18 protein-coding genes are annotated in these 25572 nt (G+C 52.5%); 17 read left to right on the top strand and 1 reads right to left on the bottom strand.

Features of this window, described 5'->3' with window-relative positions; genetic code table 11:
* Positions 1-9 precede the first annotated feature (9 nt).
* From HYD27_RS23490 to HYD27_RS23460, 7 genes are all read left to right on the top strand, one after another.
* Complete coding sequence (locus HYD27_RS23490; protein ID WP_219219156.1) at positions 10-1095, top strand: NAD(P)-dependent alcohol dehydrogenase; 1086 nt, start codon at positions 10-12, stop codon at positions 1093-1095.
* Between the two features lie 67 nt (positions 1096-1162).
* Positions 1163-1957, top strand: a complete 795-nt coding sequence (locus HYD27_RS23485) for a Nif3-like dinuclear metal center hexameric protein (RefSeq protein WP_219219153.1) — start codon at positions 1163-1165, stop codon at positions 1955-1957.
* Between the two features lie 192 nt (positions 1958-2149).
* A complete protein-coding gene (locus tag HYD27_RS23480) occupies positions 2150-4435 on the top strand; it encodes an AraC family transcriptional regulator (RefSeq protein WP_219219151.1) in 2286 nt (761 codons plus the stop codon).
* Positions 4436-4608: 173 nt separating this feature from the next.
* Positions 4609-6204 carry an extracellular solute-binding protein gene (locus HYD27_RS23475; RefSeq protein WP_219219150.1) on the top strand — a complete coding sequence of 532 codons (1596 nt, stop codon included), beginning with the start codon at positions 4609-4611 and terminating at the stop codon, positions 6202-6204.
* 79 nt (positions 6205-6283) lie between these two features.
* Positions 6284-7192 carry an ABC transporter permease gene (locus tag HYD27_RS23470; RefSeq protein WP_219219147.1) on the top strand — a complete coding sequence of 303 codons (909 nt, stop codon included), beginning with the start codon at positions 6284-6286 and terminating at the stop codon, positions 7190-7192.
* A gap of 12 nt (positions 7193-7204) precedes the next feature.
* Positions 7205-8083, top strand: a complete 879-nt coding sequence (locus HYD27_RS23465) for a carbohydrate ABC transporter permease (protein WP_219219145.1) — start codon at positions 7205-7207, stop codon at positions 8081-8083.
* A gap of 42 nt (positions 8084-8125) precedes the next feature.
* On the top strand, positions 8126-11614 hold the full coding sequence (locus HYD27_RS23460; protein ID WP_219219143.1) for a glycoside hydrolase family 2 TIM barrel-domain containing protein: 3489 nt from the start codon (positions 8126-8128) through the stop codon (positions 11612-11614).
* 117 nt (positions 11615-11731) lie between these two features.
* On the opposite strand, the gene HYD27_RS23455 is transcribed toward HYD27_RS23460, so the two are convergent.
* Positions 11732-12040 carry a hypothetical protein gene (locus HYD27_RS23455; protein ID WP_219219141.1) on the bottom strand — a complete coding sequence of 103 codons (309 nt, stop codon included), beginning with the start codon at positions 12038-12040 and terminating at the stop codon, positions 11732-11734.
* A gap of 1703 nt (positions 12041-13743) precedes the next feature.
* On the opposite strand from HYD27_RS23455, the gene HYD27_RS23450 reads away from it, so the two are divergent.
* The 10 genes from HYD27_RS23450 to HYD27_RS23405 all read left to right on the top strand — a co-directional run bounded on the left by HYD27_RS23450 (position 13744) and on the right by HYD27_RS23405 (position 25084).
* Positions 13744-14076 (top strand): hypothetical protein, encoded by a 333-nt coding sequence (locus HYD27_RS23450; RefSeq protein WP_219219139.1) that lies wholly within the window; start codon positions 13744-13746, stop codon positions 14074-14076.
* 75 nt (positions 14077-14151) lie between these two features.
* Positions 14152-14757, top strand: a complete 606-nt coding sequence (locus HYD27_RS23445) for a pentapeptide repeat-containing protein (RefSeq protein WP_219219137.1) — start codon at positions 14152-14154, stop codon at positions 14755-14757.
* 84 nt (positions 14758-14841) lie between these two features.
* Complete coding sequence (locus HYD27_RS23440; protein WP_228745274.1) at positions 14842-16455, top strand: sensor domain-containing diguanylate cyclase; 1614 nt, start codon at positions 14842-14844, stop codon at positions 16453-16455.
* A gap of 1167 nt (positions 16456-17622) precedes the next feature.
* On the top strand, positions 17623-18072 hold the full coding sequence (locus HYD27_RS23435) for a MarR family winged helix-turn-helix transcriptional regulator (RefSeq protein ID WP_219219222.1): 450 nt from the start codon (positions 17623-17625) through the stop codon (positions 18070-18072).
* Between the two features lie 224 nt (positions 18073-18296).
* The gene (locus HYD27_RS23430; RefSeq protein WP_219219133.1) at positions 18297-19316 is read left to right on the top strand and encodes a LacI family DNA-binding transcriptional regulator; all 1020 of its coding nucleotides are present in this window, start codon (positions 18297-18299) and stop codon (positions 19314-19316) included.
* Positions 19317-19499: 183 nt separating this feature from the next.
* Entirely contained in the window at positions 19500-20489 is a 990-nt protein-coding gene (locus tag HYD27_RS23425; protein ID WP_219219131.1) for an ABC transporter permease, read from the top strand.
* Positions 20490-20503: 14 nt separating this feature from the next.
* Positions 20504-21391 carry a carbohydrate ABC transporter permease gene (locus HYD27_RS23420; RefSeq protein ID WP_219219130.1) on the top strand — a complete coding sequence of 296 codons (888 nt, stop codon included), beginning with the start codon at positions 20504-20506 and terminating at the stop codon, positions 21389-21391.
* Between the two features lie 213 nt (positions 21392-21604).
* Positions 21605-23245 (top strand): type 2 periplasmic-binding domain-containing protein, encoded by a 1641-nt coding sequence (locus HYD27_RS23415; protein WP_219219128.1) that lies wholly within the window; start codon positions 21605-21607, stop codon positions 23243-23245.
* A gap of 253 nt (positions 23246-23498) precedes the next feature.
* Complete coding sequence (locus HYD27_RS23410; protein WP_219219125.1) at positions 23499-23657, top strand: hypothetical protein; 159 nt, start codon at positions 23499-23501, stop codon at positions 23655-23657.
* An 80-nt stretch (positions 23658-23737) separates the two neighbouring features.
* Positions 23738-25084 (top strand): glycoside hydrolase family 30 protein, encoded by a 1347-nt coding sequence (locus HYD27_RS23405; RefSeq protein WP_219219123.1) that lies wholly within the window; start codon positions 23738-23740, stop codon positions 25082-25084.
* Positions 25085-25572: the final 488 nt, after the last annotated feature.

Below are 25572 nucleotides of genomic sequence, written 5' to 3'. Positions count from 1 at the left end.
ATCAGAAATATGAATAATTATACTCAAGCACCGGCGGGCGCAGAGCTTCCATTAACGATGAGGGCAGCGGTCATGCCTGAACCCGGCTGCATTGAAATCAGGGAATTGCCGGTACCCCAGGCCGGTCCGCATGAAGTGCTGGTTAAGGTGATGGCCGTTGGTGTATGCGGCTCGGATCTGCACTACTATGAGCATGGCCGGATCGGACGGTTTGTGGTGGAGAAGCCCATTATCCTCGGGCATGAATGTGCGGGCATTATTGTGGCTGCAGGAGAAAAGGTTACCAAGGCGGCCATAGGAGACCGGGTTGCGGTTGAACCGGGAGTCACCTGCGGACATTGCGATGCCTGCAAAGCGGGAAGATATAATCTGTGCCCGGATGTTCAGTTCCTGGCTACCCCTCCTGTAGACGGAGCCTTCGTGCAGTACCTGGCCATCCGGGAGGATATGGTGTTCCGCATTCCCGACCATTTGTCATACGAGGAAGCGGCGCTGAACGAGCCCTTCTCGGTAGGCATCCATGCGGCCAGGCGAAGCCGGCTCCAGGCAGGCGAGACAGTGGCTATCATGGGAATGGGGCCGGTTGGACTGATGGCGGTTGCGGCAGCGAAATGCTATGGCGCTTCCCGCATTATTGTGACCGATCTGGAGGAGGTCAGACTGGAAGCCGCACTGCGCCTTGGAGCGACGGATGCGATCAATATCAAGCGGGCGGATGCGCTGGAAACCATCAAGCAATTGACGGATGGGACGGGCGTGGATGTGGCCTGGGAAACTGCCGGCAATCCGAAGGCGCTGCAGTCGGCACTCTATGCCGTACGGCGCGGAGGAAGACTGGCTATCGTAGGTCTGCCGCCGCAGGATGAAATTCCGCTTAACGTGCCCTTTATTGCCGATGGCGAAATCGACATCTATGGCATCTTCCGCTATGCCAATACGTACCCCAAGGGCATTGAATTTCTGGCTTCGGGAAATGTGGCTGCAGGCGTGCTGATTACGGACCGTTATCCGCTCTCCGAAACACGTGAAGCGCTTGAACGCGCCATCCATAACAAAAGCGGCAGCTTGAAGGTCATTGTCTATCCTAATGATTAGGCAGGATAACATATAGAAGAATTGGCCATTCACCACTTATAAAGTTCAATGTACTAAGGAGGGCAGCATGCCACTCACCTTCGGACGCCTTATCGAACATTTAACGGCAGGAATTCCTGTGCCGGACCGGACCGTGGACAAGCTGGAGTCCGGCAGCCCGGAGATGGAGGTACAAGGAATTGTGACGGCTTTCTCTGCCTCGCAGTATGTCATAGAGCAGGCAATTGCGCTTGGAGCGAACCTGATCCTCACGCACGAAGGCGTGTTCTTCAGCCACCGGGATCAGATTGAAGGGCTGGAGCGTGACCCTGTATACAGGCAAAAAGCGGATCTGATTGCCAGTTCGGGTATCGGGATTTACCGTTTCCATGATTACCTGCACCGGTATACACCGGATGGAATTATGGAGGGTCTTCTCCGGGAGCTGGGCTGGCAAGCCTATGTGACTGAGCACCGGCCGTCTGTTTCTGTTTTGACCATTCCTGCCATGGAGGCCGGAGACGTTGCCGGATATTTGAAGAAGCAGCTGCGCATTCCCTATGTGCGGGCTGCGGGAAATCTGTCTGCATCCTGCGCAAGAGTGGGGATACTGGTTGGTTACAGAGGGGGCGGCCCCGCTGCAATTCCCTTATATGAGGAAGCAGCGCTGGATTTAATCATCGCCGGAGAAGGGCCGGAGTGGGAGACCCCGGAATATTTAAAGGACGCTGCCCGTCAGGGGCGCAACAAGGCTCTGATTATGCTGGGTCATGCAGAGAGCGAGGCGCCGGGGATGAAGCTCCTGGCAGAGCTGCTGTCGTCGCAGTTTCCGGGACTGCCCGTACACTTCGTACAAGACCGGCCGGTATTCCGGGTTGTATAATTATTTATGAAACCTCTTTTGAAGCAAAGGGACGGGGAAGATTATAATTCCCCTCTGTTCCTCTTGCGGACAAAGGGGTTTTTTACAAATGGTCAATCCGTTTCATATTGCAGATTGCCCTCCGGTTACTTATATCATATAGTGGTATTCTAGCAAGGCCGGAGGCGAAGTCAGCGTGAGGGAGTGCAGAATATGAAGCAAAAAAAGTTGATGTTCAGCAAAAGCGTGGCTTATAAATGGATTGTCTCCTATGCTGTAATTATGCTGATTCCGCTTATTGTGAGCGCTGTCATCTATCTGCAAACGAAGCAAATCGTCGAATATGAAATAGAGCGGGCGGGCCATGCGATGCTGAAGCAGATGCAGAACACGGTTGACAGTGAAATTAACCAGGCTGAGAAAATGGCCATGCAATTGTCCATTCATAATGATGTGAATAAATACCTGAATCTGACTCCGGCCGGGGAGAAGGAGCAGTCTTTTCAGATTTACAGGACCCGCCAGGAGCTGAGCAAATATAAATCGACCAATGATTTTGTAAGCGGTATTTATTTGTATTCGAGCACGCTGGACAAGCTGCTGACGGATGAGACCTATACGGACAGTCAGACCTTCTATGAACTCAACCGCCAGATGATCGGGATGCCTTACGCGGAGTGGCTGTCTATGCTCAAGGGAAATACGGAAACGGAACAGGGCCTCCTCCCTTTAATTGAATTTAAACGCTGGGATTCTACGGTTGTCCTGATGAAGCCTTTTTCAAATGCCGGGGGAAACGAAATCCTGCGGGGAACACTCGTCCTTCCGCTAAATGGAAGCAAAATTCAGAATATACTGAGAAATGTGGATTGGGTCAACAACGGCGATGTGTATATTACCGATAAAAACAATCAAATTTTGTTCCAGAACAACAGTCTGGCCAGCTTTGAGACCGTAACTTTTGCCGGAGGAGGGGACAATGCGGGAACTTCTTTTATGGATATCGCCGGCACGGAGAACATGGTCTCCTTCATCGATTCAGACACCACGGACTGGAAATATATCAGCGTGTTCCCTTCAAGTGTTTTCTGGGAGAAGGCGCGGGAAATACGCAATCTGAACCTGTCCGGGCTGCTGCTCTGCTTCCTGGTCGGGGGCGGCGTAATTTCTTATTTCGCCCGCAAGAACTATAATCCGGTCCGGGAGCTGGTGAATATGTTCTCCGGCGCCAAGGATGAGCAGTCCCGGCGGGTGCTCGACGAGTTTGCCTTCATCAGAGAGAACGCTCTGGCTGCCATACGGGAAAGAGATGACATCAACAGCCGGCAATTCCGGCAGCTGCGTGTGCTGCAAACCTATTATTTATCCCGCCTGCTCAAAGGGGAGGCGGAAGATGGATTAACGGCCCGGGAGGCGGCGAGGCTTCATCATTTCGAATGGGAAACGGAAGATTTCGCCGTGCTGCTGTTCTATATTCAGGGGGGCGGCGAAAACGGGCCTTCACCAAGCCTGTCCAACTTTATTGTCTCCAATATCATCAAGGATTTCACGGGCGAGCATCACGGCTTAAGCTTCACCGAAATGGACGGGATGCTGGCAGCGGTAATCAATATTAATGCGGCACGATCCGCCGGCTGGAAAGAGGATGTTGAGGAAGCGCTCGCCAAGACGCTGGAGTTCATTGACCGCAAATACCGCCTGCAGATTGCCATGGCCGGAAGCGAGCGCCACACCGGACTTAGCAGCCTGCATCAGGGTTATCTGCAGGCGCTGGAGGCTCAGGAATACCGGCTGCTGCTGGAAGAAAATGTGTCGGTCTGGTATGGGGACATTGAGCCTCAGCAGACCGGCTATTATCTGTCCATCAACGATGAAGTCGTATTCATCAATCTGATTAAAAGCGGGGAGCTTGAGCAGGCATCAGCTATGGTGGATGACATCCTGGCCCAGCTGTTCTGCTCCCAGGTCTCCGTTGAGCTGGTAAGGTATGCGGTGATTGATTTGACCAGCTCGATCATGAAGGCCGTTCCGCAAGAGAACCAGCGGTCGAAGCTGTGGGAGGAGTGGCGTCCCATGAAGCGTGTGCTGGTCTGCACTACACGCGGAGAATTCCGGCAGGAGCTGCTGGAGCTGACGGGAATAGCCTGCGGCATGGCCAATGAGAAGCTGGCGCTGATGGCCAATACCGGAATTGGCGAAGAGGTGTCGGCGTATGTGAAGGATAATTATGCGGATATTAATCTCAGCGTCTCGATGATCGGCGCCCATTTCGGCATTACTCCACAGTATGTGTCCAGATTGTTCAAGGAACAGACCGGACAGGGACTGCATGACTATATCAGCCGGATCCGCACGGCGGAGGCCAAAGCCCTGCTGCAGGAAGGCGTCACCATTGAAGAGATTTCCTCCCGGGTGGGCTTTTCCAGCAGCAGTGCCTTTATCCGCGTGTTCAAAAAATACGAAGGCATCACTCCGGGGCGCTTTAAGAATCTGCAATAATTAAACTGGATATACAATTTCCCAAAAGGAGGATGGTGCATGAAATTGCCTATCCCTTTTTGCTTTTTAATCAACGGATTTTGCATATTGAACATTGTTTGGGCAGGGGAATCAGCTTACATTGTAAGGGCACCGAGTCGTCAAATAACTTTTTAACGGAGGTCATCATGTTGATGAAATCATTACACAAGAAAAAGCTTCACACATCGCTGTTTCTTCTATTGGGCCTTACACTTCTTTCAGCCGGCTGCAGCAATTCAAGCAATGCCACTAATGAAAGCGCTTCTAGCCCTCCGGCGGGAGAAACGCCGGCTGCTGATTTCTCTTACCCGATGTCCGGAGGCACCGAGCTTACATTCATGAATGAACAGCTTGGAGGCACACCCGAGCGGCTGCCGATTGATGACGAATATGAAAAGCGCACCGGGATTAAAATCAAGCAGCTCGGCGGAACGCCGATGACGGACCAGAAATTCAGCCTGCTGCTGGCTTCGGGCGATCTGCCCGATATTTTCCTGAATACATGGCTGCAGTATCCGGGCGGTCCGGATAAAGCGGTAGAGCAGGGCTACATTCTGAAGCTGAACGATCTGATTGGCCAGTATGCCCCCAACTTGAAAAAAACACTGGAGGAGCATCCGGAAATCGACAAAATGATCAAGACGGATGACGGCACCTACTACGCCTTCCCGTTCATCCGTTCGGAAGCCGGGCGGGTCTATGGCGGGCCGGTTATCCGCAAGGATTGGCTGGATGAGCTGAACCTGGGCGTTCCGGAAACCATTGATGAGTGGCACACGGTATTGACCGCTTTTAAAGAAAAGAAAAATGCCGCTGCACCTGTTACGTTCCGGACGATGTTCCTGGGTGAGCGGACAGGCGGCTTTGCCGGAGCCTTTGGCGTGATGGGGAATTTCTATGTGAATGACGGAAATGTGGTCTACGGCTACCTGGAGCCGGGATATAAGGATTATCTGAAGACGATGGCCCAGTGGTATAAGGAAGGGCTGATTGACAAGGATTTTGCTTCCATTGATTCGGCGACGGTAGACAAGAAGATGACCTCCAATGTGAGCGGGGCTACGATCGGCTGGCAGTTCTACATTGAAAAATACAACTCGGCCGCACAGGAAAGCGACCCGAATGCCAACTTTGTTGCGGCTCCATATCCGGCTGCCGCCAAGGGCCAGCTCCCGGAGTTCGGACAGCTGGATAATGCATACGCGGGCACCAGCTCGGCGGCGATTTCGGCCACCACCAAGAATGTCGAAGCCGCGATGCGCTGGCTGGACTACGCCTACACCGAGGAAGGCAGCATGCTGAACACATTTGGCGTGGAAGGCACTACGTATACTTTGGAAAACGGCAAGCCTGTATATACCGATCTGGTGGTTGAAAATCCGGAAGGCCTCGGCAGCGACCAGGTCATGATGAAGTACTCGCACGGAACCAACTTTCCGATGATCCAGCAGGACAACAATCTGCCGGCCAAATATGCGCAAACCACAGAGTCGATCGATATCTGGAAGAAAACCAATCATGAAAGCCATCTGCTTCCCCCCATCACGCCAACCGCAGAGGAAGCCGACGAAATGAGCAGTATCATGAACGACATCAATGCCCTTGTGAAGGAAGCCGAGCTCAAAATTATTCTGGGTACGGAATCCGTTGACAGTTACGATAAATATGTTCAGCAGATGAAGGACATGGGCATTGAACGGGTTCTGGAAATTCAGCAGGCCGCTTATGGGCGTTACCTGAACCGCTAGAGAATTCAGCAGGGGCCGCCGGACAGAGCATAGAACAAGCGGTCCCTGATACAAGCAGCGCAGCAAAGGAGAGAAGGACATGCTGAAAACCAGATTGGGAAAAGATCTGCTCCGCAATAAATGGCTGTATCTGATGATACTGCCTGTATTGATATACTATGTTCTGTTTCATTATGTGCCCTTGTACGGCACCGTCATTGCCTTCAAGCAGTTTGTTCCCTCCAAGGGCATTCTGGGCAGCGATTGGGTTGGCCTTAAGCATTTCGAACAATTTTTCTCCAGCATTTACTTTTTCCGCGTCATCAAGAACACGGTTCTGTTAAGCTTTTTCAATCTGCTGTTCGGGTTCCCCGCACCGATTATTCTGGCATTATTGCTGAATGAATTAAAGAGCCCGCTCTTCCGGCGGATCACACAGACGATTACCTACATGCCGCATTTCATTACACTCGTGGTTGTAGCCGGACTCATCCGCTACTTTACGCTATCCGATGGATTAATCAATGATGTCATTGCCTTCTTTGGCGGCGACAGGATCTCCTTTTTGCAGCAGCCGGAGTCCTTCCGCCCCATTTATATAATCAGTGAAATCTGGCAGCAGATCGGCTGGGGCACGATCATCTATCTGGCTGCCATCACCGGAATTGACCAGCAGCAGTATGAGGCCGCCAAAATTGACGGTGCCACGAAGCTGCAGCAGATTCGCCATGTGACGCTGCCGGGCATTCTCCCGACCGTTATGATCATGCTGATACTGTCGCTGGGCAATATTATGAACGTTGGCTTTGAGAAAATCATTCTCCTGTACAGTGCCAGCATCTATGAGACAGCGGATGTGATATCAACCTTCGTGTACCGCAAAGGGATTTTGGAATTCAGCTACAGCTACAGTGCGGCGGTAGGTCTGTTCAACTCTGTCATCAACTTCACTATACTGCTGCTCGCCAACTCCTTCAGCAAGCGCGCCAGCAAAAACAGTCTGTGGTAAAGGGGGATAATCATGATTAAGCCATCACTTGGTGAACGTATATTTGATATTTGCAATGCTGTTATTATGGTGCTCATGATCATTCTGACACTGTATCCGATGCTGTATATCCTGTTCTCTTCCCTGAGTGAAGGGAACCGGCTGATCTCATTCAACGGCATCCTGCTCTGGCCGCAGGGCTTCTCCCTGGAGGGCTACAAAGCGGTGCTTAACAATCCGGTAATTCTCTCGGGCTTCAAGAACACCTTTTTTATTCTGGCGGTTGGACTTGTGATTAATATGACGCTGACCTCGCTGGGGGCTTACTTTCTGTCCCGGGAAGGGGTGATGCTCCAGAAGCCGATCATGTTCTTTATCGTATTCACAATGTTCTTTCAGGGCGGGCTGGTGCCGTTCTATCTGATCGTGAAATCCTACGGGCTGCTGGACTCTTTGTGGGCGCTGATTCTGCCTACGGCGGTCAGCACGTTCAACCTTATCATTATGCGGACCTATTTCATGGCAATTCCCAAGGAATTGGAAGAGTCCGCTTTTCTGGATGGCGCGGGCCACTTCACGATCCTGTTCCGCATCTTCATTCCGCTTTCCATGCCGGTTGTTGCCGTACTGATTCTCTATTATGGTGTCGGGCACTGGAACAGCTGGTTCAATGCCATGATCTTTCTGCGGGACCAGAATCTCTTCCCGATACAGCTCGTGGTCCGGAACATTATTCTGGAGAACGACAATGCCAGCATGCTTGGAACGACCACGCTTATCCAGAGCCGCGATGTTGCCGAAACGCTGAAATATGCGGCCATCATCGTAACTACGGCGCCTATATTGCTCCTGTATCCTTTTTTGCAGAAATATTTTGTAAAGGGTGTTATGGTGGGGGCATTGAAAGGATAATTGCCGGGATGCTTCATTCCGCTGACAGGAGGAACCTGATCCATGAACAGTTACAGAAAACTGAACGGAGGCTGGCATTTCAGCAAGCAGCCGCTTCATTCAGAGCTTGCGCAGGCAGCCGCAGGCAAGGATTGGCTGCCGGTCAGTCTGCCGCATGACTGGCTGATTTACAACACTCGCGCACTCTACGAACCCGGGGAAGGCTGGTACCGTAAAATCCTCGTCCTGGACGAAGTGCCGGAGGACAGTCTTATATCCCTGCGCTTCGAGGGCGTATACATGAATTCCACCCTGTATGTGAACGGGCATGCGGCGGGCGAATGGAAATACGGCTACTCCACCTTTGAATTCGATATTACCCCGTATCTGATTCAGGGAGAAAATACGATTTATGTGCGGGTCATCCATGAAGCGCCCAATTCACGCTGGTACTCGGGTGCCGGAATCTACCGCTCCGTGTGGCTGAAGACTGCTCCCAAGACGCATATTGCCCAAGATGGCATCTATATTGCGGCCCGGCAGGGGGACAGCGGGGCCTGGACCGTGGATGTCGATTGTGAGCTGAACGTGGAAGAGGGCCGCGATGCCGCCGGGCTGAGGCTGCGCCAGACGATTCTGGATGCGGACGGCAATGAAATCGTCCAGGGGGAGGCGGTTCTTCCGGCAGGAGGGAGCGGCGGCACCGCCGTACATGCCCGCAACCGGCTGGGTGTGGAACGGCCCTTGCTCTGGGACGTCGGCAGTCCGCATCTCTACAGGCTGAGAACCGAATTATTGGCCGGGGACGGGGTCACCCAGGAGGAATACCGGACCTTCGGGTTCCGCACGGTGGAATTGGACAGCCGGCAGGGCTTCTTCCTGAACGGCCGTCAGATCAAGCTTAATGGCGTCTGCCAGCATCACGATCTGGGCTGCCTGGGCGCAGCTGTCAATAAGGCTGCGCTGCGGCGGCAATTCGTTCTGCTGCAGGAGATGGGGGTGAACGCCATCCGGACCGCGCATAATATGCCGGCGGCCGAATTGATGGAGCTGGCGGACGAGCTGGGGGTGCTGATCGTTTCGGAAGCCTTCGACATGTGGGAGCGCAGCAAGACCCCCTATGACTACGCCCGGTTTTTTCCGGAGTGGTGGAAAAAGGATGTAGCCAGCTGGGTGCGGCGGGACCGCAACCATCCCAGCCTGATCATGTGGAGCATCGGCAATGAGATTTACGACACGCACGCCGATGCCCGCGGCCAGGAGCTGACCCGGATGCTGCAGGATGAAGTGCTGGCCCATGATCCCCGGGTCAATGCCTTCGTTACAATCGGCTCGAACTTCATGCCTTGGGAAAATGCGCAGAAATGCGCCGATATTGTCAAGGTGGCGGGTTACAATTACGGCGAGAAATACTATGACCGGCAGCATAAGGAGCACCCGGATTGGTTCATCTACGGCAGTGAGACCTGTTCTACCGTGCAGAGCCGGGGGATCTATCATTTTCCGCTGGCCCAGCCGGTATTGGCCGACGATGATCTTCAGTGCTCGTCCCTCGGCAACAGCTCCACCAGTTGGGGAGCCACAAGCACTGAGGCCTGCATTATGTCTGACCGGGATGCAGCGTTCTCCCTGGGGCAGTTTCTGTGGACCGGGTTTGATTATATCGGCGAGCCGACACCGTATCACACCAAAAACTCCTACTTCGGGCAATTGGATACGGCAGGCTTCCCGAAGGATTCTTATTACATCTGCCAGGCGGAATGGACCGATTACAGAACACGTCCGATGATTCATATCTTCCCGTACTGGGATTTCTCCGAGGGGCAGCTTATCGATGTGCGGGTATGCTCCAATGCCCCGCGGATCGAGCTGTTCTTCAACGGCGTATCCCGGGGCATCTATGACATTGACCATGCCCACGGCCACAAGCTGCTGGGAGAATGGCAGCTGCCCTATTCCAAGGGAGTGCTCCGTGCCGTTGCCTACGACGAACAGGGGAATGTGATTGCTTCGGAGGAGAGAGCCTCCTTCGGCGATGCCGCCGCTTTGATTCTTACACCCGACAAGCGCCGGTTGACGGCGGACGGCCAGGATCTGATTTTCGTAACAATTACGGCAGCCGATGAGCAGGGGCTTCCGGTGGAGAATGCCAATAACCGGGTTCACCTGAGCGTGGAGGGGCCGGGACGGTTGATCGGGCTGGATAATGGGGACAGCACCGACTATGATCCCTACAAAGGCGTGAGCCGCCGTCTGTTCAGCGGCAAGCTGCTCGCGGTCATTGCCGGAACTCTGGAGCCGGGGACAATTACCCTCCGGGCGTCTTCGCCGGAGATTGCTTCCGCTGAGCTTGTACTGCGGTCCACGGTTCCGGAGCCGGGCGGATTTGCTGGCGATGAGCAGTGCCTCTATGCGGATTATCCTTTGGAGGGCAAGGGGGAATCCGGGGCGCTGCCGCAACAGGCCGCTGGTGAAATCCCTGTGCGCAAGCTGGAAATTATCTGCCCTGGGGGCAATATCCTGACCCCGGAGCAGCCTTCGTTGCCTGTGCGTGTGAAGCTTCATCCGGAGAACGCCACCTTCAGGGAGGTGCAGTGGCGGATTACCAATGCCGCCGGGATCGATGCGAATATCGCTTCCATTGAGGTGAAGGGGGATGAAGCCGTCATAACCGGCCTGGGGGATGGCGAGGTGTACATCCGCTGCGGAACTGCGAACGGTGCCGACGGGATACGGATGTACACCCTAATGGAATTCAAGCTTGCCGGGCTGGGTCAGGCCTATCTGGACCCTTATGAGTTTGTCTCCGCCGGCTATCACAGCAGCGCCAGCACGAATCTGACCAACGGGAATGAACGGGGGGTTGCGACAGCGCGTGAAGGAGAGAGCCGGATCTGCTTCGAGCGGATCGATTTCGGCGATTATGGAGCGGATGAAATCACGCTCCCGATTTTCTCTCTGGATGGAGGCGAATACCCGATTGAAATCTGGGAAGGCCTTCCCGGCGAGCCGGATGCCGGACTGCTGACAACAGTGCTCTACCAAAAGCCCTCCCGCTGGAATGTCTACCAGGAGGAGACCTACAAGCTGCCGAAACGCCTCACGGGCATCGCTTCGCTGTCCTTCGTCCTCCGGCAGAAGATTCACCTGAAGGGCTTCCGGTTTGACCGGAAGCGCAAGGCCTACGAACGGCTGGGCGCGCTTGAGAACAGCCGGATTTATGGAGACACCTTCTCCGTTGCCGAAACCGCCATCGAAGGCATCGGGAACAATGTCTCCCTTATCTTTGAAGGGATGGACTTTGGCGGACAGGTGTGTTCGCGGCTTGTTATCTGCGGCCGTTCCCGGCTGGAGAACAACACCGTCAACCTGCTGTTCACCGGCCCGGGAGGTGAATCCAAGCAGCTTGTGGAGTTTGCGGGCTCTGACAGCTACACGGAGCGGGAGTTCGTGCTGGAGCCGGTAAGCGGGAAGCAGACGGTCACCTTCCTGTTCCTCCCGGGCAGCCAGTTCGACCTCCAGTGGTTTCAGTTCCTGCCGTCTGCGGATTAAGAGAGCTGACGCGGTTATTCATTGATCAGGTGCGTTTGCCTGCAGGCAGTTATCCTCGAAAGGGGGAAGCGAAGCTTATCCGTTATTTCACGGCTGCGCTGTAAATAAAAGAATGGATCAGGACTTCGGCCAGGCAAACTGCGCGATTGCGTTAGCCGCAGCGGGCAGGCAGAGGGAATCAGAGGCAGAAGTGCCTTTGATTTCGCCCGAAGCCGGCTGGACGGGGGAATCAGAGGCAAAAGTGCCTTTGAATTCGCCCGAAGCCGGCTGGACGAGGGAATCAGAGGCAGAAGTGCCTTTGAATTCGCCCGAAGCCGGCTGGACGAGGGAATCAGAGGCAGAAGTGCCTTTGATTTCGCCCGAAGCCGGCAGGACGGTGGAATCAGCGCGAAATGATTCTTCTCCTCCCCACTGAAATGCCAGCATTCTTATATAGGACGCCGATAGGCGTCTTTCTTGTTGTTTAGGAAATTATGCTTCTCGTCAGTTGTGGATAAGGCAGGTATGAAGTTAGGGGAAATTATAATGCGTCTTAATCGTGCTGAATGGTGGTGAGTTTGCTGAGCCGTGCTGAATGGTGCGGAGTCTGTGGGTTCTATGTTTTGCAGGAGGAATTCACATCGTCAACCGCTGATTTTGGGTTTGAGCCAAAAAGGTAATTTAATGTATAGGAATGGAACCGGAGAACCTGAAAACGCTGATGAAACGCAAGGAGATTCATGGGGAACTGAAGCGAAGTGTAAAAAGTAACACTAATGGGCTGGAATTCTGGATTTAACGGGTTTTAGTGGTATTTTGTATACTTAATGGAGGCCCGCTACCCCCATACGGCTGATTTCAGCCGGATTAGTTGTACTTTTTCCCACTAGGGATGATCCAGGAGCCGAATGCGGTGGATTAGTTATCCTTTTTCCCACTAAAATGGCTGCCCTTTGGATGAATGGTTCAAGTACATCTTAATGTAGGCGTATTCCTCTGTAAGGGAGAGAAACAGATCGATTAGGGTTCCTTTTTCCCGCTAACACTTGCGAAAAAGCGGCCGGGGGAATATGAAGTGACCTTTTCCGCTCGGCTTCCCGCCTGGCTTCAGCAGCCGGCCTTACACTTGAAATGCAAACAGCTTCGCTGCCCGGTCAAGGACGGCATAGCCGTTTTGTTCTGAGAGGGGGCTGCCTGTTTGTGCAGTAAGGAGGATTTTGTTCATATCCCGCTGCGTGACGGGTGAAACCGCCACCTTAGGCATGTGTGGGTGGAATAAGCTGGAAATGTCTTTGATTTCAGCGCATACGCGCTAAAGGGTGAAAGGCAGAAGTGCCTTTAAATTCGCCGGAAGTACACTGTGTGGGGAAAGGAGAGCTAGAAGTACCTTTGAAACCGTCCAAACTCCGGAGGCACGCAGCCCCGGGGTCTTTTGGCTATCCGATTGAGGCAATAACGAACGTCAGATCGTGAAGCAGAAGAGCTTTTCAATTCGCGGAACTTCAATAATCATCTTGTTTATGCTGAAAATATTCATTAACAAAATTACACAAAATGGTAAAACGACTTGACATACATATGATACAATTAATCTGCAGGAGTTGAACCGGCGAACCTGAACACGCTGATGGAATGCAAGGAGGTTCATAGGGAACGGAAGCGAAGTGTAAAAAGTAACACTAATGGGCTGGAATTCTGGCTTTAACGGGCTTTAGCGGGATTTTGTACACTTCATGGAGGCCCACTCCCCCCATACGGCTGATTTCAGCCGGATTAGTTGTACTTTTTCCCACTAAGGATGATCCGGAATCCGAATGCGCTACCTTAGTGTTCCTTTTTACCACTAAGGCTGAACAGGCGGAGACAAGCGGATATGTCCGTGTCCGGGCGGACGGTGAGTGCATGATTTGTCCGGTGATTCCACAATTTATGTCATGGATGAGCAACGACCGGCCTGCATTTTGCAGAGGTGCACCAATTAATCGAGGTTCTGCAGTCACTGACCGATTCCGGCAATACCGTTGTGGTTATTGAGCATAATTTTGGAGCTGGTCAAAAATGCGGATTGCATTATTATATAAAGAAAGAGCTGGATAAGCAGAAGCATCCGGCGTTCTAAACTTGTAAACTTGCAAAGGAGCATCAAAAATATGAATCTGATGAATGAGCAGGTATCTCATGTCCGTTATGGAAAAGGGACAGTGGCAAGCCATGACGGCGGACGGATAACGGTCGTATTTCCTGAAGGGGCCGGCGAGAAGAGCTTTCTGTATCCGGAAGCCTTTGAACACCATCTGAGTATTTCCGATCCGGGAATCCAGAAGAAGATCATGAAAGAGCTGAAGCTCAAATTCGAGCAGACAGCCGCAGAGAAGCTTCGTCAGGAGCAGCAATACGTGGAAGAAATGGACAGGCTTGCCGAAGAGAAGCTTGCCTCCAAGAAAACCTCGCGCCGGAAAACACCGAGATCCACCAAAAAGTAAAAATTAAAGCTATAAACGGCGGTTTTTTCCGAATGCGCAGCGGAGAAGGCGCCAAGCTTATGATCGGAGGCAGCAATGTATCAGTATAAGGACCGGGAATTCACAGATATCCATTTTGACGGGCATGATTTACGCTATGGGGAGCTCGTCCGCTGCATCTTTAAGAACTGCACTTTTATGAATACCTCCATGGAGGAAATAGACACCAGCCATTGCCGTTTCATCGAATGCGATTTTAAAGGGGCTGCCCTGAACGCGTCAATCCACACTGAATCAGCGTTTGAAAACTGTAAATTCAGCGGGGCCAATCTCTTTGTCGCCAAATTCCTCACCTGCAAAATGACCGGATCAGATTTCTCAGGCGCTCAAATTGACGGCATTACGCTAAGCCGGGGAGACTGGTCCTATACGAATTTGCGGTATGCCAAGCTCGCCAAGCAGGATTTGCGGGGGATTCGGTTTCACGAAGCGGATCTTTCGGACAGTGATTTGACGAAGGCGGATCTGAGAGACTGTGATCTGACCAGAGTAGCGCTGGGCAAAGCCAGGCTGGCCGGTGCCGATCTGCGCGGAGCCAAGCTGGAGGGCATGAATTTGAAGGCGCTGGAGGTTACAGGCGTTCGAATGGACCGGGAGCAGGCGGTCCTGTTCCTGCGCTCGCATGGCGCCAAGGTGGATTGAGCAGCGGATTCTTCATCGAATCCAACCTGATTTTGTTGTATTATGGGTGTAACGGGTTTTTCGGGGATCGGGGAGGTTTATAGTTTGCTTACACGGAGAAAGGCAGGGCCATGTCAAAATAAAAAACTCAGTCTTACCTTCCTGCTTTCGGGATTGGTGACGCTCGTGGTCCTGCTAACCTCAACGATTCTTCTGGTTGGCTCCTATGACTCCAAAAAGCAATCCTTGATCGAGACCACACTCCACCTGAACTTCGTCAATGCTGACCGCATGTCCAAGACTATGGATTCCTTATTTCAATCCATCCGCGGCAGTCTGGAATACAATGCGGGCATACTCTCCAATATTGATGCCATGACACCGGAGCAAGTGAACAATGAGTTGGAGCTTATGCGCAGCAGCAGCAATTTCTTCAATTCCATCGTGGTCATTAATGCTGCCGGCGTCATCCGCAACGTAGAACCGGCCAGCATAGGCTCAGCAGGCAAGCCAATTACATCGGCGACCAGCCGGGAAGCATTGGCGCTCCGGGAACCTTATATTTCTGCGCCTTATACAACTCCAAATACGAAACGGCTGATTGTGTTCATGAGTCAGCCGATGTTCAGCAGCACCGGTACTTATCTTGGCATTCTGGGCGGTTCGATTTATCTGCAGGAGCCTAATATTCTGTCCGAGATTTTTGGCAATAACAGCGTGGACGATCTCGGTTCTTATTACTATATTGTGGATTCCGGCGGGCATGTGCTGTATCATCCGGACAAGCAGTTCATCGGGGCAGATGTCAGCGGCAACAAGGTGGTGCAGAACCTGATGAAGGGGGAGAGCGGAGAGCAGCAGGTTCGCAACACCCATGGAACCGAACTGCTTGCCGGATACTCCAGTGTTCCCGCCAACGGCTGGGGAATTGCAGTCGTCTCGCCGAACAGCCTGATCCAAAAGCAGCTGATGGGCCACATTCGGACTATTCTTGGTTATTCGTTGATTCCTTTTTCCGCACTGCTTGTTGGCGTGATCCTCCTGGCGCGCGCTCTGGCCCGGCCCTTTGCCTACTTGGCCAATATGGTCAGCAAGGTGGGCAAGGAGAAAATCGTCCTGCCGGAAGCCCGGACACACTGGAGCCGGGAAGCCGATCTGCTGACTAAGGCCGTCTTTCTTGCCGTCGCCGACATTCAGAAACAGACGGATCAATTGACCCGGGACGCGGCGACGGATACTCTGACCGGCCTGGAGAACCGGAGATCGCTGGAGTATACCATGGGCCGGTGGATTGCCTCCGGGCTGCCATTTTCGCTGATCATGCTGGATGTGGACCGCTTCAAATTCGTAAACGACACCTACGGGCATCTTACCGGTGACGAGGTGCTGAGGCATGTGGCCGAAGTTATCGTTGCTTCGCTGCGTCCGGACGATGTCTGCCACCGCTACGGGGGTGAAGAGTTTGTCATTCTGCTGGCCCGCACCAAACCTGCGGAAGCCTTCCTGGCGGCCGAAAGAATACGCCGGGCGCTGGAGCACAGCAAGGGGCCCATTCCGGCCAAAGTGACGGTTTCCCAGGGCATCGCCCACTATCCTCTGCATGCGTCAGGGCGGGAGGGACTGCTGAAGATGGCGGATCAGGCATTGTACCTGGCCAAGCATAGCGGAAGGAACAGGACAATGGTAGCTGGGGAAAAAGCGGACGCCGCAAAGGCTTAACCTGCTTATTCCGGCACAAGTCTCTATATGTTTTTTGTCTATTGTGGACATAGGGTGTACACAGTTGGAGATCAGTTAACAGGCGTGGTAATTGTGCTGAACCTGTGGATTTTATGTTTGTTTTGCAGGAGGAAGCACGGAATTCGGGGGCTACCGAGATTGCTGCCGGGCAGGGAAGTGAACTGGAACGGAGTGAAGTGGAATTAGGGAACTCAAATGGACGGAAAAGCTTGCGGCAGAGGAAGTAGTGGGTAAAAAGTGAGCTTAATTTAGGCTTTTCCTCTGAAAAGGGAAGAATCGGATGGATTAGTTATCCTTTTTTCCACTACCGCTTGCGAAAAAGGGAAGGTGGGGAGAATGAAGTTCACTTTTTCCGCTTGGGCTACCCGCCGGGTCTCAGCAGGCAACCGTATACCTGAGCCGGAAGCTGAAGATTAAGGCTCAGGAGGAAGAGATCAAGGGAACTGCCGGGGCAGCGCCGGTGTAATTGAACTGAAGGGTCATAAAAGCTGATTAGGCTGTCGGGCCTGAATGCTGAACACATTTCATCGGATGTGTTTTTTTGTTTTCCGCTAACCAGTGCTGCGCATAAGCTCTAACTGTACTTCGTACAAGCAAAAAAGACCTGTTTGTACAAGGACGGTGAAGCCGTTTCTGCTTGAAAGATAAAAATTTATCCTGAATTTCGAAAATGAATTGAACAAATCCAGATAGGACAAGGGATAGCCCCGCTTTTTCCATCACCCATTGGGTGCAAGCTGTTTTTCACAAAAAATCCCTTCGTGTAGAGCCTTTTAGATGATTTGTGGATACTTACTTTCGAAATTCAGGTTTATATGTTTTGGGGTCCCCGCAAAGTACCTGAGTCATCATCGAAGCCAAGGCCCCACTTTTGGGGTTATTTTATGAGTATTACCCGAATCGGCCAGTCTGGCTGTCCTGCCCAACAATTCCTCCCTGAGCCGCGGGCTTTGCCCGCAAACGGCTTTACAAATGCCGAAGCCTTTCGATAGAATAGGCTTAATTGAAGATTAATCAATCATAGAGCATTTTTTATTTGGAGTATCTTGGTAATCGAGATATTCATATTTTTGAAGGAGGGGCTTTCTTTTGTCAAGCCAGGAACAGGAACGGCCTACAGAACAGCAGGAGAATTTCACCTTGCTCATGCGCGGATTGGGGAACCGGACGGTGCTGTACCAGCAGAGTGTGGCTGCCGCACTCGGATTATACAACAATGATTTCATTTCCATAGATATCTTGCGGGAGAAGGGGCCGGTTACTGCCGGTGAGCTGTCGAAATTAACCGGACTTGCCACCGGCAGCGTGACCGCACTAATCGACCGGCTGGAAAAGATCGGCTATGTCCGCCGGGAGCATGACCCCCGGGATCGCCGCAAAGTCATTATTGTTCCGATGTATGAAGAGAAAGAAGAGCTGAGCCGTGTATATCTTCCGCTGTACAGCGAAATGGTAAAGCTTGCTGCATCCTATTCGGATGAGGAGCTTGCGGTAATCACACAGTTTTTAGGCCGCGCCAGCCATGTCCTGGAGAATCAAATTCAACGTCTCAGCTCGGCTGCCCGCAGTAAATCTTCCGCTGAAGCCCGGCCCTAATGCTCTGTTGACGGGAGAACCGCCGGACATCGGCCTCACCGCAAACGGCTTGACTGCCCCAAAGCTGCCTGACGGAGGGGTGTTTTGCTGCGCGTTTTGCCGGAATGCCGGCAGACAGTCAGCGTTGCAGGATTCACATCACGAATAAAAACTGTTGTGCTGAAAACGGTTTTATGTTATTTTATAAACTATAAAAACGTTTTTATAGTGAAGGATAAATGATGATGGGAAAAATAACAATCAGGGACGTCGCCAGGGAGGCCGGAGTCTCGATCTCAACCGTATCGAATGCGTTAAATGATGTGGATGTACTCAATCCGGAGACCAAATCGCATGTGCTGAAGGTGGCGCAGCGGCTGAATTACGTTCCCAACCTGAACGGCAAGCAGCTGAAGTCGGGCAAAACCATGATGCTGGGTTTTTTCACCACCAGCGTGGCCGGCCCCTACTTCTATAAGCTTGTGGAATCCATGTCACGGCAGTGCGACCGGCTGGGGTATGGGCTGAACGTATTTGTAACCAAGGATAAGCGGGTCGTAATGAGCAATATTCTCGGCAGACGCGTGGATGGCGTCATTATTTATGAAGAGCTGGGCATTGACGACAAAGACATTCTCGCGATGAATAAGGAGAAGATCAAAGCGGTGTTTCTGGACCGCGAGCTGCAGAATGAGCACATGGGCAGCATCATTTTTGACTCCTATGAAGCGGGGTATGAAGCGACGAAGTATTTGATCGGGCTGGGCCACAAGAAGATTGCCTACATATCCGGCGTGGATACGATGTTCGACAGCGTCCAGCGCAGAGAAGGCTACCTGGCCGCATTGCGCCAGTACAGCCTGCCGGTGAGCGAGGAATACATTTTGCAGGGCTATTTTGAGGAGGAGAGCACCTACAATGTGGTGAAATCCTTCATCAGGGCGCATCCCGGGAAGCTGCCCGATGCTTTTCTGGCCGGCAATGACCTCAGTGCGATCGGCTGTATCCAGGCGCTCAAAACCCATGGCTACGAGGTTCCGCTCGACATCAGCGTGGTTGGCTTTGACGATATTGATATCGCCCAGTACTATTCGCCCCCGCTAACCACAGTGCGGAATCAAATCGCCAGACAGGGGATACTGGCCATAGACCATCTGGTCCGCATGATCCAGAAGAAAGAGCAGGGCAATGCGCAGAAGCTGAAGGGGGAGCTGGTGGTCAGAGGCTCAAGCCATGTGAAGTTTGACCGGAATGACCGGGTATAAAGAGACCGGCAGGCTGAAACCGGATGCTGAAACGGTACCTGATAGCGTTATACTGCCCGCTGCTTCGGAACCACAGGCTTCCTTATCGAGACAGGAAAGCCGTTTCTGCCTGCAATTATGTCGGGGTTTTTTGCTTGAAAATAAAAACGTTTTTATTGAATGGAGAAGACGACAGGGAGAGTGATGAGCGTGGATAAATTGGACCTGGTACCCTCACCGGGCGTACAGCAGCATATGCCAAAAAGGCCGGTGGGACAACGGATGAAAGAATGGGTGGCGGACTACAGACGGCAATGGGAAATTCAGTCTATGATCATTCCGGGCATTATTTTTATGATTGTTTTTTGCTATGTTCCGATTTATGGCTTGACGATTGCCTTCAAAAATTACACGGTCATCGATACGCTCTCCTCGGCCCCGTGGGTGGGGCTGGATAATTTCAGAATCATCCTGTCCGACGAATATTTCTGGGACGCGGTGATCAATACGCTCGGCATCAGCTTTTTGAAGCTCGCTATCGGGTTTGTCATTCCGATTATCCTGGCGATTATGATCTACGAATTGAACATGGGACGCTTCAAAAAATTCGTGCAAACCATCTCGTATCTGCCGCATTTTTTATCATGGATCGTTCTGGGCGGCATGCTGATCACCTGGTTCTCGACCTCGGGGCTGTTCAATCAGCTGCTGCTTGAGCTGGGGCTGATCTCGAAGCCGTCCAATATTCTGCTGGATGCCGGGAAATACTGGTGGATCGCCACCTTGTCCGATATTTGGAAAGAGGCGGGCTGGGGAACGATTCTGTACCTGGCGATTATGTCCAAGATCGATCCCACATATTATGAAGCGGCCAAAATTGACGGTGCAAGCCGGATCAGGCAGATTTGGAATATCACACTGCCCAATATGAAGACAATCATCAGCTTAAATCTGATTCTTACTGTAAGCGGTTTACTCGGCTCCAACCTGGATCAGACGCTCGTGCTTATGAACTCCCAGAACCGGGAGAAAGCCGAGGTGATCAACTCCTATGTATACCGGATGGGGATGACGCAGGGAGACTTTTCGTATGCAACCGCCGTTGGGCTGGGTGTCTCCATCGTTTCCGTGATTCTGCTCGTTACCGCCAATAAGATCACCAGCAAATTAAATGACAATCAATCAGTGCTGTAAAGGAGGCATTTGCCGTGAATCGAAAGGTGGTTAAAGAGGATCTGGACAGCAGGATCTTTGATGCCATAAATATCATTTTGCTGTTTCTCGTTACGGTTGTGATTGTGGTTCCGCTGTGGAACGTGATCATCTCCTCCCTCAGCTCAGGCAAGGCGCTTGCCGAAGGCGGATTTATCTTTTGGTCCAAGGAGTTTTCCCTGGAGAATTACCGGGCGGTGTTCAATGACAACACCATCTGGCAGTCCTTTCTCGTCTCGATCTCCAAAACCTTCGTCGGCGTCATTACCCATGTGTTTTTCTGTGCGATGATCGGCTACGGGCTCAGCAAAAGATACATAAGGGGCCGCAAGCTCTATGTTGCCATGGGCGTCATCACGATGTTTTTCTCCGGCGGCATGATTCCGACCTATCTGCTGATCAAGTCGCTCGGTCTGCTCAACAGCTTCTGGGTGTATATTATTCCGGCCCTGTTCAGCTATTACGATGTTGTGATCCTGATGAATTTCTTCCGCAATGTGCCGGATTCCCTGGAGGAATCAGCCAAAATCGACGGTGCGGGCGACTGGCGCATCTTTCTGAGAATTTTCATTCCACTGTCGATGCCCGCCATGGCGACCATCGCTTTGTTCAATGGGGTGGGGCAATGGAATGATTTCATGACCACCAAGCTGTATATCACAAATCAGGCGCTGTACCCGCTGCAGATGAAGCTGTACGAAATTATCGTCCAGTCGCAAACCCAGTCGATGCAGAATATCGGCGGCTCGGCGGTCATCGAAACCACCACCAAAGGGGTTCAGCTCGCAACGATTGTCATTACCACTCTGCCGATTGTTGTGATGTATCCCATTCTGCAAAGGTATTTCATTTCCGGAATGATGCTGGGGGCGGTGAAGGAATAAAAGAGACAGGGGGGAATTATGAAAGCGCAATCAGTTGAGAAATGCAGGAAGTTATGCTCCATAAAACTAAGCGTATGCTTCCGAAGCCAGTTTTATTGCGAAGAAATGCAGGAAGTTATGCTCCATAAAACTAAGCGTATGCTTTCGAAGCCAGTTTTATTGCGAAGAAATGCAGGAAGTTATGCTCCATAAAACTTTTAGGAGGACTAATACATGAATAAAATGCCAGGCAAAAAAGGACTCAAGCTGTGCGCGGTGCTGATGGCGGCTGTGCTCGTTATCTCAGGCTGCGGGGGAGGCAATAACTCGGCAAGCCCGGGCACTGTAAATCTGCCTTCGGCGGATGACCGTTACACGGTAGACGCGGACACTCCGGCCTGGAAGCTGGACAAAAAAGAGGAAACCACAGAGCTTACCTGGTACGTGAATGCGGATTGGTGGAATACCGATTTCGGCAAGGACGTGGTCACGAAGGAAATCAAAGAGGACCTGAACATTAACATTAAATTTATCACCGGGGACGATACGAAGCTGAACACATTTTTTGCCGGGGGCGATATGCCGGATTTGCTGACGATCTTCGATTCGAACTCGCCTGTGGTGCAGAAGGCTGCAACCTGGGCGTTGCCTTTAAATGATCTGGCGGATAAATATGATCCTTACTTCAGTCAAGTGGCCGCTGCCGATACGCTGAACTGGTTCCAGCTGGCGGACGGCAAAACCTACGGCTATCCGAACTATTCCAATACACAGGCCGATTATGACAGCGGGAACATTCCGGCCAAGACAGCCTTTGTCATCCGCAAGGATGTCTATGAAGCATTGGGAAGCCCTGCGGCCGGCACGCCGGAAGAGTTCAAGACCGTAATGGGCAATATCAAAACCCGGTTTCCGGAGCTGATTCCGTTCGGCTTCAACTCCATCGGTGAAGGCACCGGCTCGCTGGGGGATGTGCTGCAGGATTTCATCGGCGTGCCGATGGAAACGGAAGACGGCGGCTTCTACAACCGCAATCTGGACGAGGATTATCTGACCTGGCTGAAAACGATAAATGCAGTATACAGAGACGGTGCGGTCAGCGATGACAGCTTCGCCGATGATGGCACGGCCTTTGAAGAAAAGGTCAAATCCGGGAAATACGCCACCATGCTGCTCGACGGAACACCCCAGCAGGGGGGCAATCTGCAGATCTTCATGAGTGCAAATCCCGGCAAGGAATACATCGCCATCGACGGGCCGCAGAGCACAACCGGCAATGCGCCGACACTGAACCAATCCGGGATTACCGGCTGGATGATCAGCTTCATAACCAAGAAGTGCAAGGACCCGGCCAAAGCGATGCAGATCTTCACCTATCTGCTCAGTGACGAAGGCCAGAAGCTGATGAACTACGGCATTGAGGGCGAAACCTACCAGATCAATGCGGGCGGCAAGGTGGAGCTGCTACCGGCAATCAAGGACCTGCAGCTCAATAACGCCGATAAATTCAAAAAGGATTACCGGATGGGCGAATTCATGTTCTTCGGGCATGACCGCGATAAAGCGCTCAGCGAGGATGCCTTCCCGGAATCCATCAAGCAGATGCAGGAATGGGGCAAAGGCAAGCTGAAGCCGCATTTCATTCTGGAAAATATCAACCCGGACCAGGGTACTCCGGAAGCCCGCGCGCTGACCGCCATCAACACCCAGTGGAATACAAGCCTGGTCAGCATGCTGCGCTCCAAGGATGATGCCGGCTTTGACAGCATCCTGGCCGACTACAAAGCCTTCCTGGACAAAAACAACTGGGATAAAATTGTAGATATCCGTACGGAAAAAATGAAGCAGAACAAGGAGAAGCTGGGGCTGAAGTAAGCTGTCCGATAAAAGCGGGCACACTTAGCCGGGCCTGCCCAATCTATGAAAAGTAAAATTGGGCTGAACAGGTGCGGGGGAGGCGGAGCCTGGGACTGTAAGGGCGAGTCTAAGAGACCGCCTCGGCTTGACTGACTGCACTTTGTGCAATAGACAACGCTTGGTTTTGCGATAAGTCGCGTTTTGCTGTATTCGGTGCAATAGAAGGCGCCACGGCTTGAATTTAAATGAAACCAGCAGGAATCAGCGCCAAATGAAGAACAAAAGTCGCGCTGACTCCTTCAAGTTCGAAGCGGCCGGAATTCCAAACATTCACCGGAGTACGGCCTGCAGCTCCAACAAGTGGAAACGGCTTCGCCGTCCTTATAAGGACGGTATCCGTTTCAGCGAGAAAGATAAGGCTACTGTATAGCGTGAAACCTATACATTCTTATCTTTTGAAAAAAACTAATCTCGGTTTTATTAAAAAAGCAACTTGGGAGGGGAATCACAATGCAGAAGCTGATTATTTACAGGTCGGCAGGCGAAGATGAGTTATTCATAGAGCAACCGCCGGAGCGGCTGAAGGCGGAGGCTTCGGAGACAGCAGGCGCCACCGTTACCATTGACAACAGTCAAACCTATCAGGAGATGGATGGCTTCGGGGCTTCTTTTACCGATTCGGCCGCCTATCTGATCAACCGGGTGCTTAGCCCGGAGCAGAGAACGGAGTTGATGGCGAAGCTGTTTGATCCGGCCTCCGGAATAGGTCTGTCCGTTTTGCGCAATCCGATGGGCGCCTCGGACTTTGCCCGGACGATCTACAGCTATAATGATCTGCCTGCAGGCGAAACCGATATGCAGCTGGACCGGTTCTCGATCGCCCATGATGATGAAGACATCATCCCGCTGCTGAAGCAGGCTGTGGCGCTGAACCCGGAGGTCAGGCTGGTGGCTTCGCCCTGGAGCGCGCCGGGCTGGATGAAGACCAGCGGGTCGATGGTCACAGGTGAGCTGAAGCCGGAGTGTTACGGAGTGTATGCCGATTATTTTGTGCGGTATCTTCAGGCATACGCGGACCATGGGCTGACCATGTATGCAGTGACTCCGCAGAATGAGCCGCTCTATGAGCCGCATCACTATCCGGGAATGCTGATGCTGCCGGAGGCGCAGGCCGTCTTTGTGCGGGACTATTTGAAGCCCGCGCTGCTGAAGCATAAGCTTGCTGCCAAAATTCTCTGCTATGACCACAACTGGGACCGGCCGGATTATCCGCTGTCCGTGCTTGCGGCTGCCGGGGATGCAGTGGATGGGGTGGCCTGGCATTGGTATGGCGGAAAAGCTCCTGCGCAGTCACAGGTGAAGCAGGCTTATGCCGGTAAAGAGGTGCATTTCACCGAAGGCTCCGGCGGCGAATGGATTCCGCCCTTTGAACAGGCATTCTCCAATGTGATCCGCACAGGGATTGAGATTCTGCGCAATCACAGCAAGTCTTTCGTGCTGTGGAATATGGCGCTGGATGAGAATAACGGGCCGGTGGTTCCGGGGTTCGGCAGAAGCACCTGCCGCGGCATTGTCCGGATTGACCAACAGACCCGGGAGCTGACGTATACGCTGGACTATTACGCGCTGGCGCATTTCAGCAAGGTGATCCGGCCCAAGGCTCTGCGGCTGGAATCGGCCTCGACTCATGCGGCCGTATCTTCCGTCGCTTTCCGGAATACGGATGCCTCACTTGCGGTGGTTCTGTTCAACGATGGGGGAGACGAAGAGGTTGTGGCGGTGAAGCTGCCGGAGGCTGGAGCGGTCAATGTGCGGATACCGTCAAAGGGTGCTGTTTCAATACAATCCATTGGGTAACAGTTCCCGGTGAAATACAAGTACGCGCTTATTCCAAAAGTGGATTTCAACGAAAGAGGCATTTCCCCTGCGTTCAGATAAACCTCAAAAATAGAACCGCCTGAAATGCGGCACAAAGAACAATAACGTATTCCGGCCAACCTGCCGGAAATGCGGCACAAAGTACAACAATGTGCGCCCTGATCCGGCTAAGCTGCCTGGAATGCAGCCTGACCGTAAAGTACAACCCTGCGTGCTCCATTCCGGCTAATCTGCCGGAAATGCGGCACAAAGTACAACAACGTGCGCCCTATTCCGGCTAAGCTGCCTGGAATGCAGCCTGACCGTAAAGTACAACCCTGCGTGCTCCATTCCGGCTAATCTGCCGGAAATGCGGCACAAAGTACAACAATGTGCGCCCTGATCCGGCTAAGCTGCCTGGAATGCAGCCTGACCGTAAAGTACAACCCTGCGTGCTCCATTCCGGCTAATCTGCCGGAAATGCGGCA

This window comes from Paenibacillus sp. S150 (assembly GCF_019352175.1).
GTDB lineage: Bacteria > Bacillota > Bacilli > Paenibacillales > Paenibacillaceae > Paenibacillus_AQ.
This window is presented reverse-complemented; position numbering and strand designations above follow the sequence as displayed.

Excerpts from the sequence above, each read along its gene's own strand:
- HYD27_RS23450 (WP_219219139.1), top strand. The coding sequence starts at position 13,744 with ATGAATCTGATGAATGAGCAGGTATCTCATGTCCGTTATGGAAAAGGG.
- HYD27_RS23485 (WP_219219153.1), top strand. The coding sequence starts at position 1,163 with ATGCCACTCACCTTCGGACGCCTTATCGAACATTTAACGGCAGGAATT.
- HYD27_RS23410 (WP_219219125.1), top strand. The coding sequence starts at position 23,499 with ATGAAGAACAAAAGTCGCGCTGACTCCTTCAAGTTCGAAGCGGCCGGA.
- HYD27_RS23445 (WP_219219137.1), top strand. The coding sequence starts at position 14,152 with ATGTATCAGTATAAGGACCGGGAATTCACAGATATCCATTTTGACGGG.
- HYD27_RS23460 (WP_219219143.1), top strand. The coding sequence starts at position 8,126 with ATGAACAGTTACAGAAAACTGAACGGAGGCTGGCATTTCAGCAAGCAG.
- HYD27_RS23425 (WP_219219131.1), top strand. The coding sequence starts at position 19,500 with ATGAGCGTGGATAAATTGGACCTGGTACCCTCACCGGGCGTACAGCAG.
- HYD27_RS23465 (WP_219219145.1), top strand. The coding sequence starts at position 7,205 with ATGATTAAGCCATCACTTGGTGAACGTATATTTGATATTTGCAATGCT.
- HYD27_RS23415 (WP_219219128.1), top strand. The coding sequence starts at position 21,605 with ATGAATAAAATGCCAGGCAAAAAAGGACTCAAGCTGTGCGCGGTGCTG.
- HYD27_RS23455 (WP_219219141.1), bottom strand. The coding sequence starts at position 12,040 with ATGCTGGCATTTCAGTGGGGAGGAGAAGAATCATTTCGCGCTGATTCC.
- HYD27_RS23430 (WP_219219133.1), top strand. The coding sequence starts at position 18,297 with ATGGGAAAAATAACAATCAGGGACGTCGCCAGGGAGGCCGGAGTCTCG.
- HYD27_RS23405 (WP_219219123.1), top strand. The coding sequence starts at position 23,738 with ATGCAGAAGCTGATTATTTACAGGTCGGCAGGCGAAGATGAGTTATTC.
- HYD27_RS23480 (WP_219219151.1), top strand. The coding sequence starts at position 2,150 with ATGAAGCAAAAAAAGTTGATGTTCAGCAAAAGCGTGGCTTATAAATGG.
- HYD27_RS23475 (WP_219219150.1), top strand. The coding sequence starts at position 4,609 with ATGAAATCATTACACAAGAAAAAGCTTCACACATCGCTGTTTCTTCTA.
- HYD27_RS23470 (WP_219219147.1), top strand. The coding sequence starts at position 6,284 with ATGCTGAAAACCAGATTGGGAAAAGATCTGCTCCGCAATAAATGGCTG.
- HYD27_RS23435 (WP_219219222.1), top strand. The coding sequence starts at position 17,623 with ATGCGCGGATTGGGGAACCGGACGGTGCTGTACCAGCAGAGTGTGGCT.
- HYD27_RS23490 (WP_219219156.1), top strand. The coding sequence starts at position 10 with ATGAATAATTATACTCAAGCACCGGCGGGCGCAGAGCTTCCATTAACG.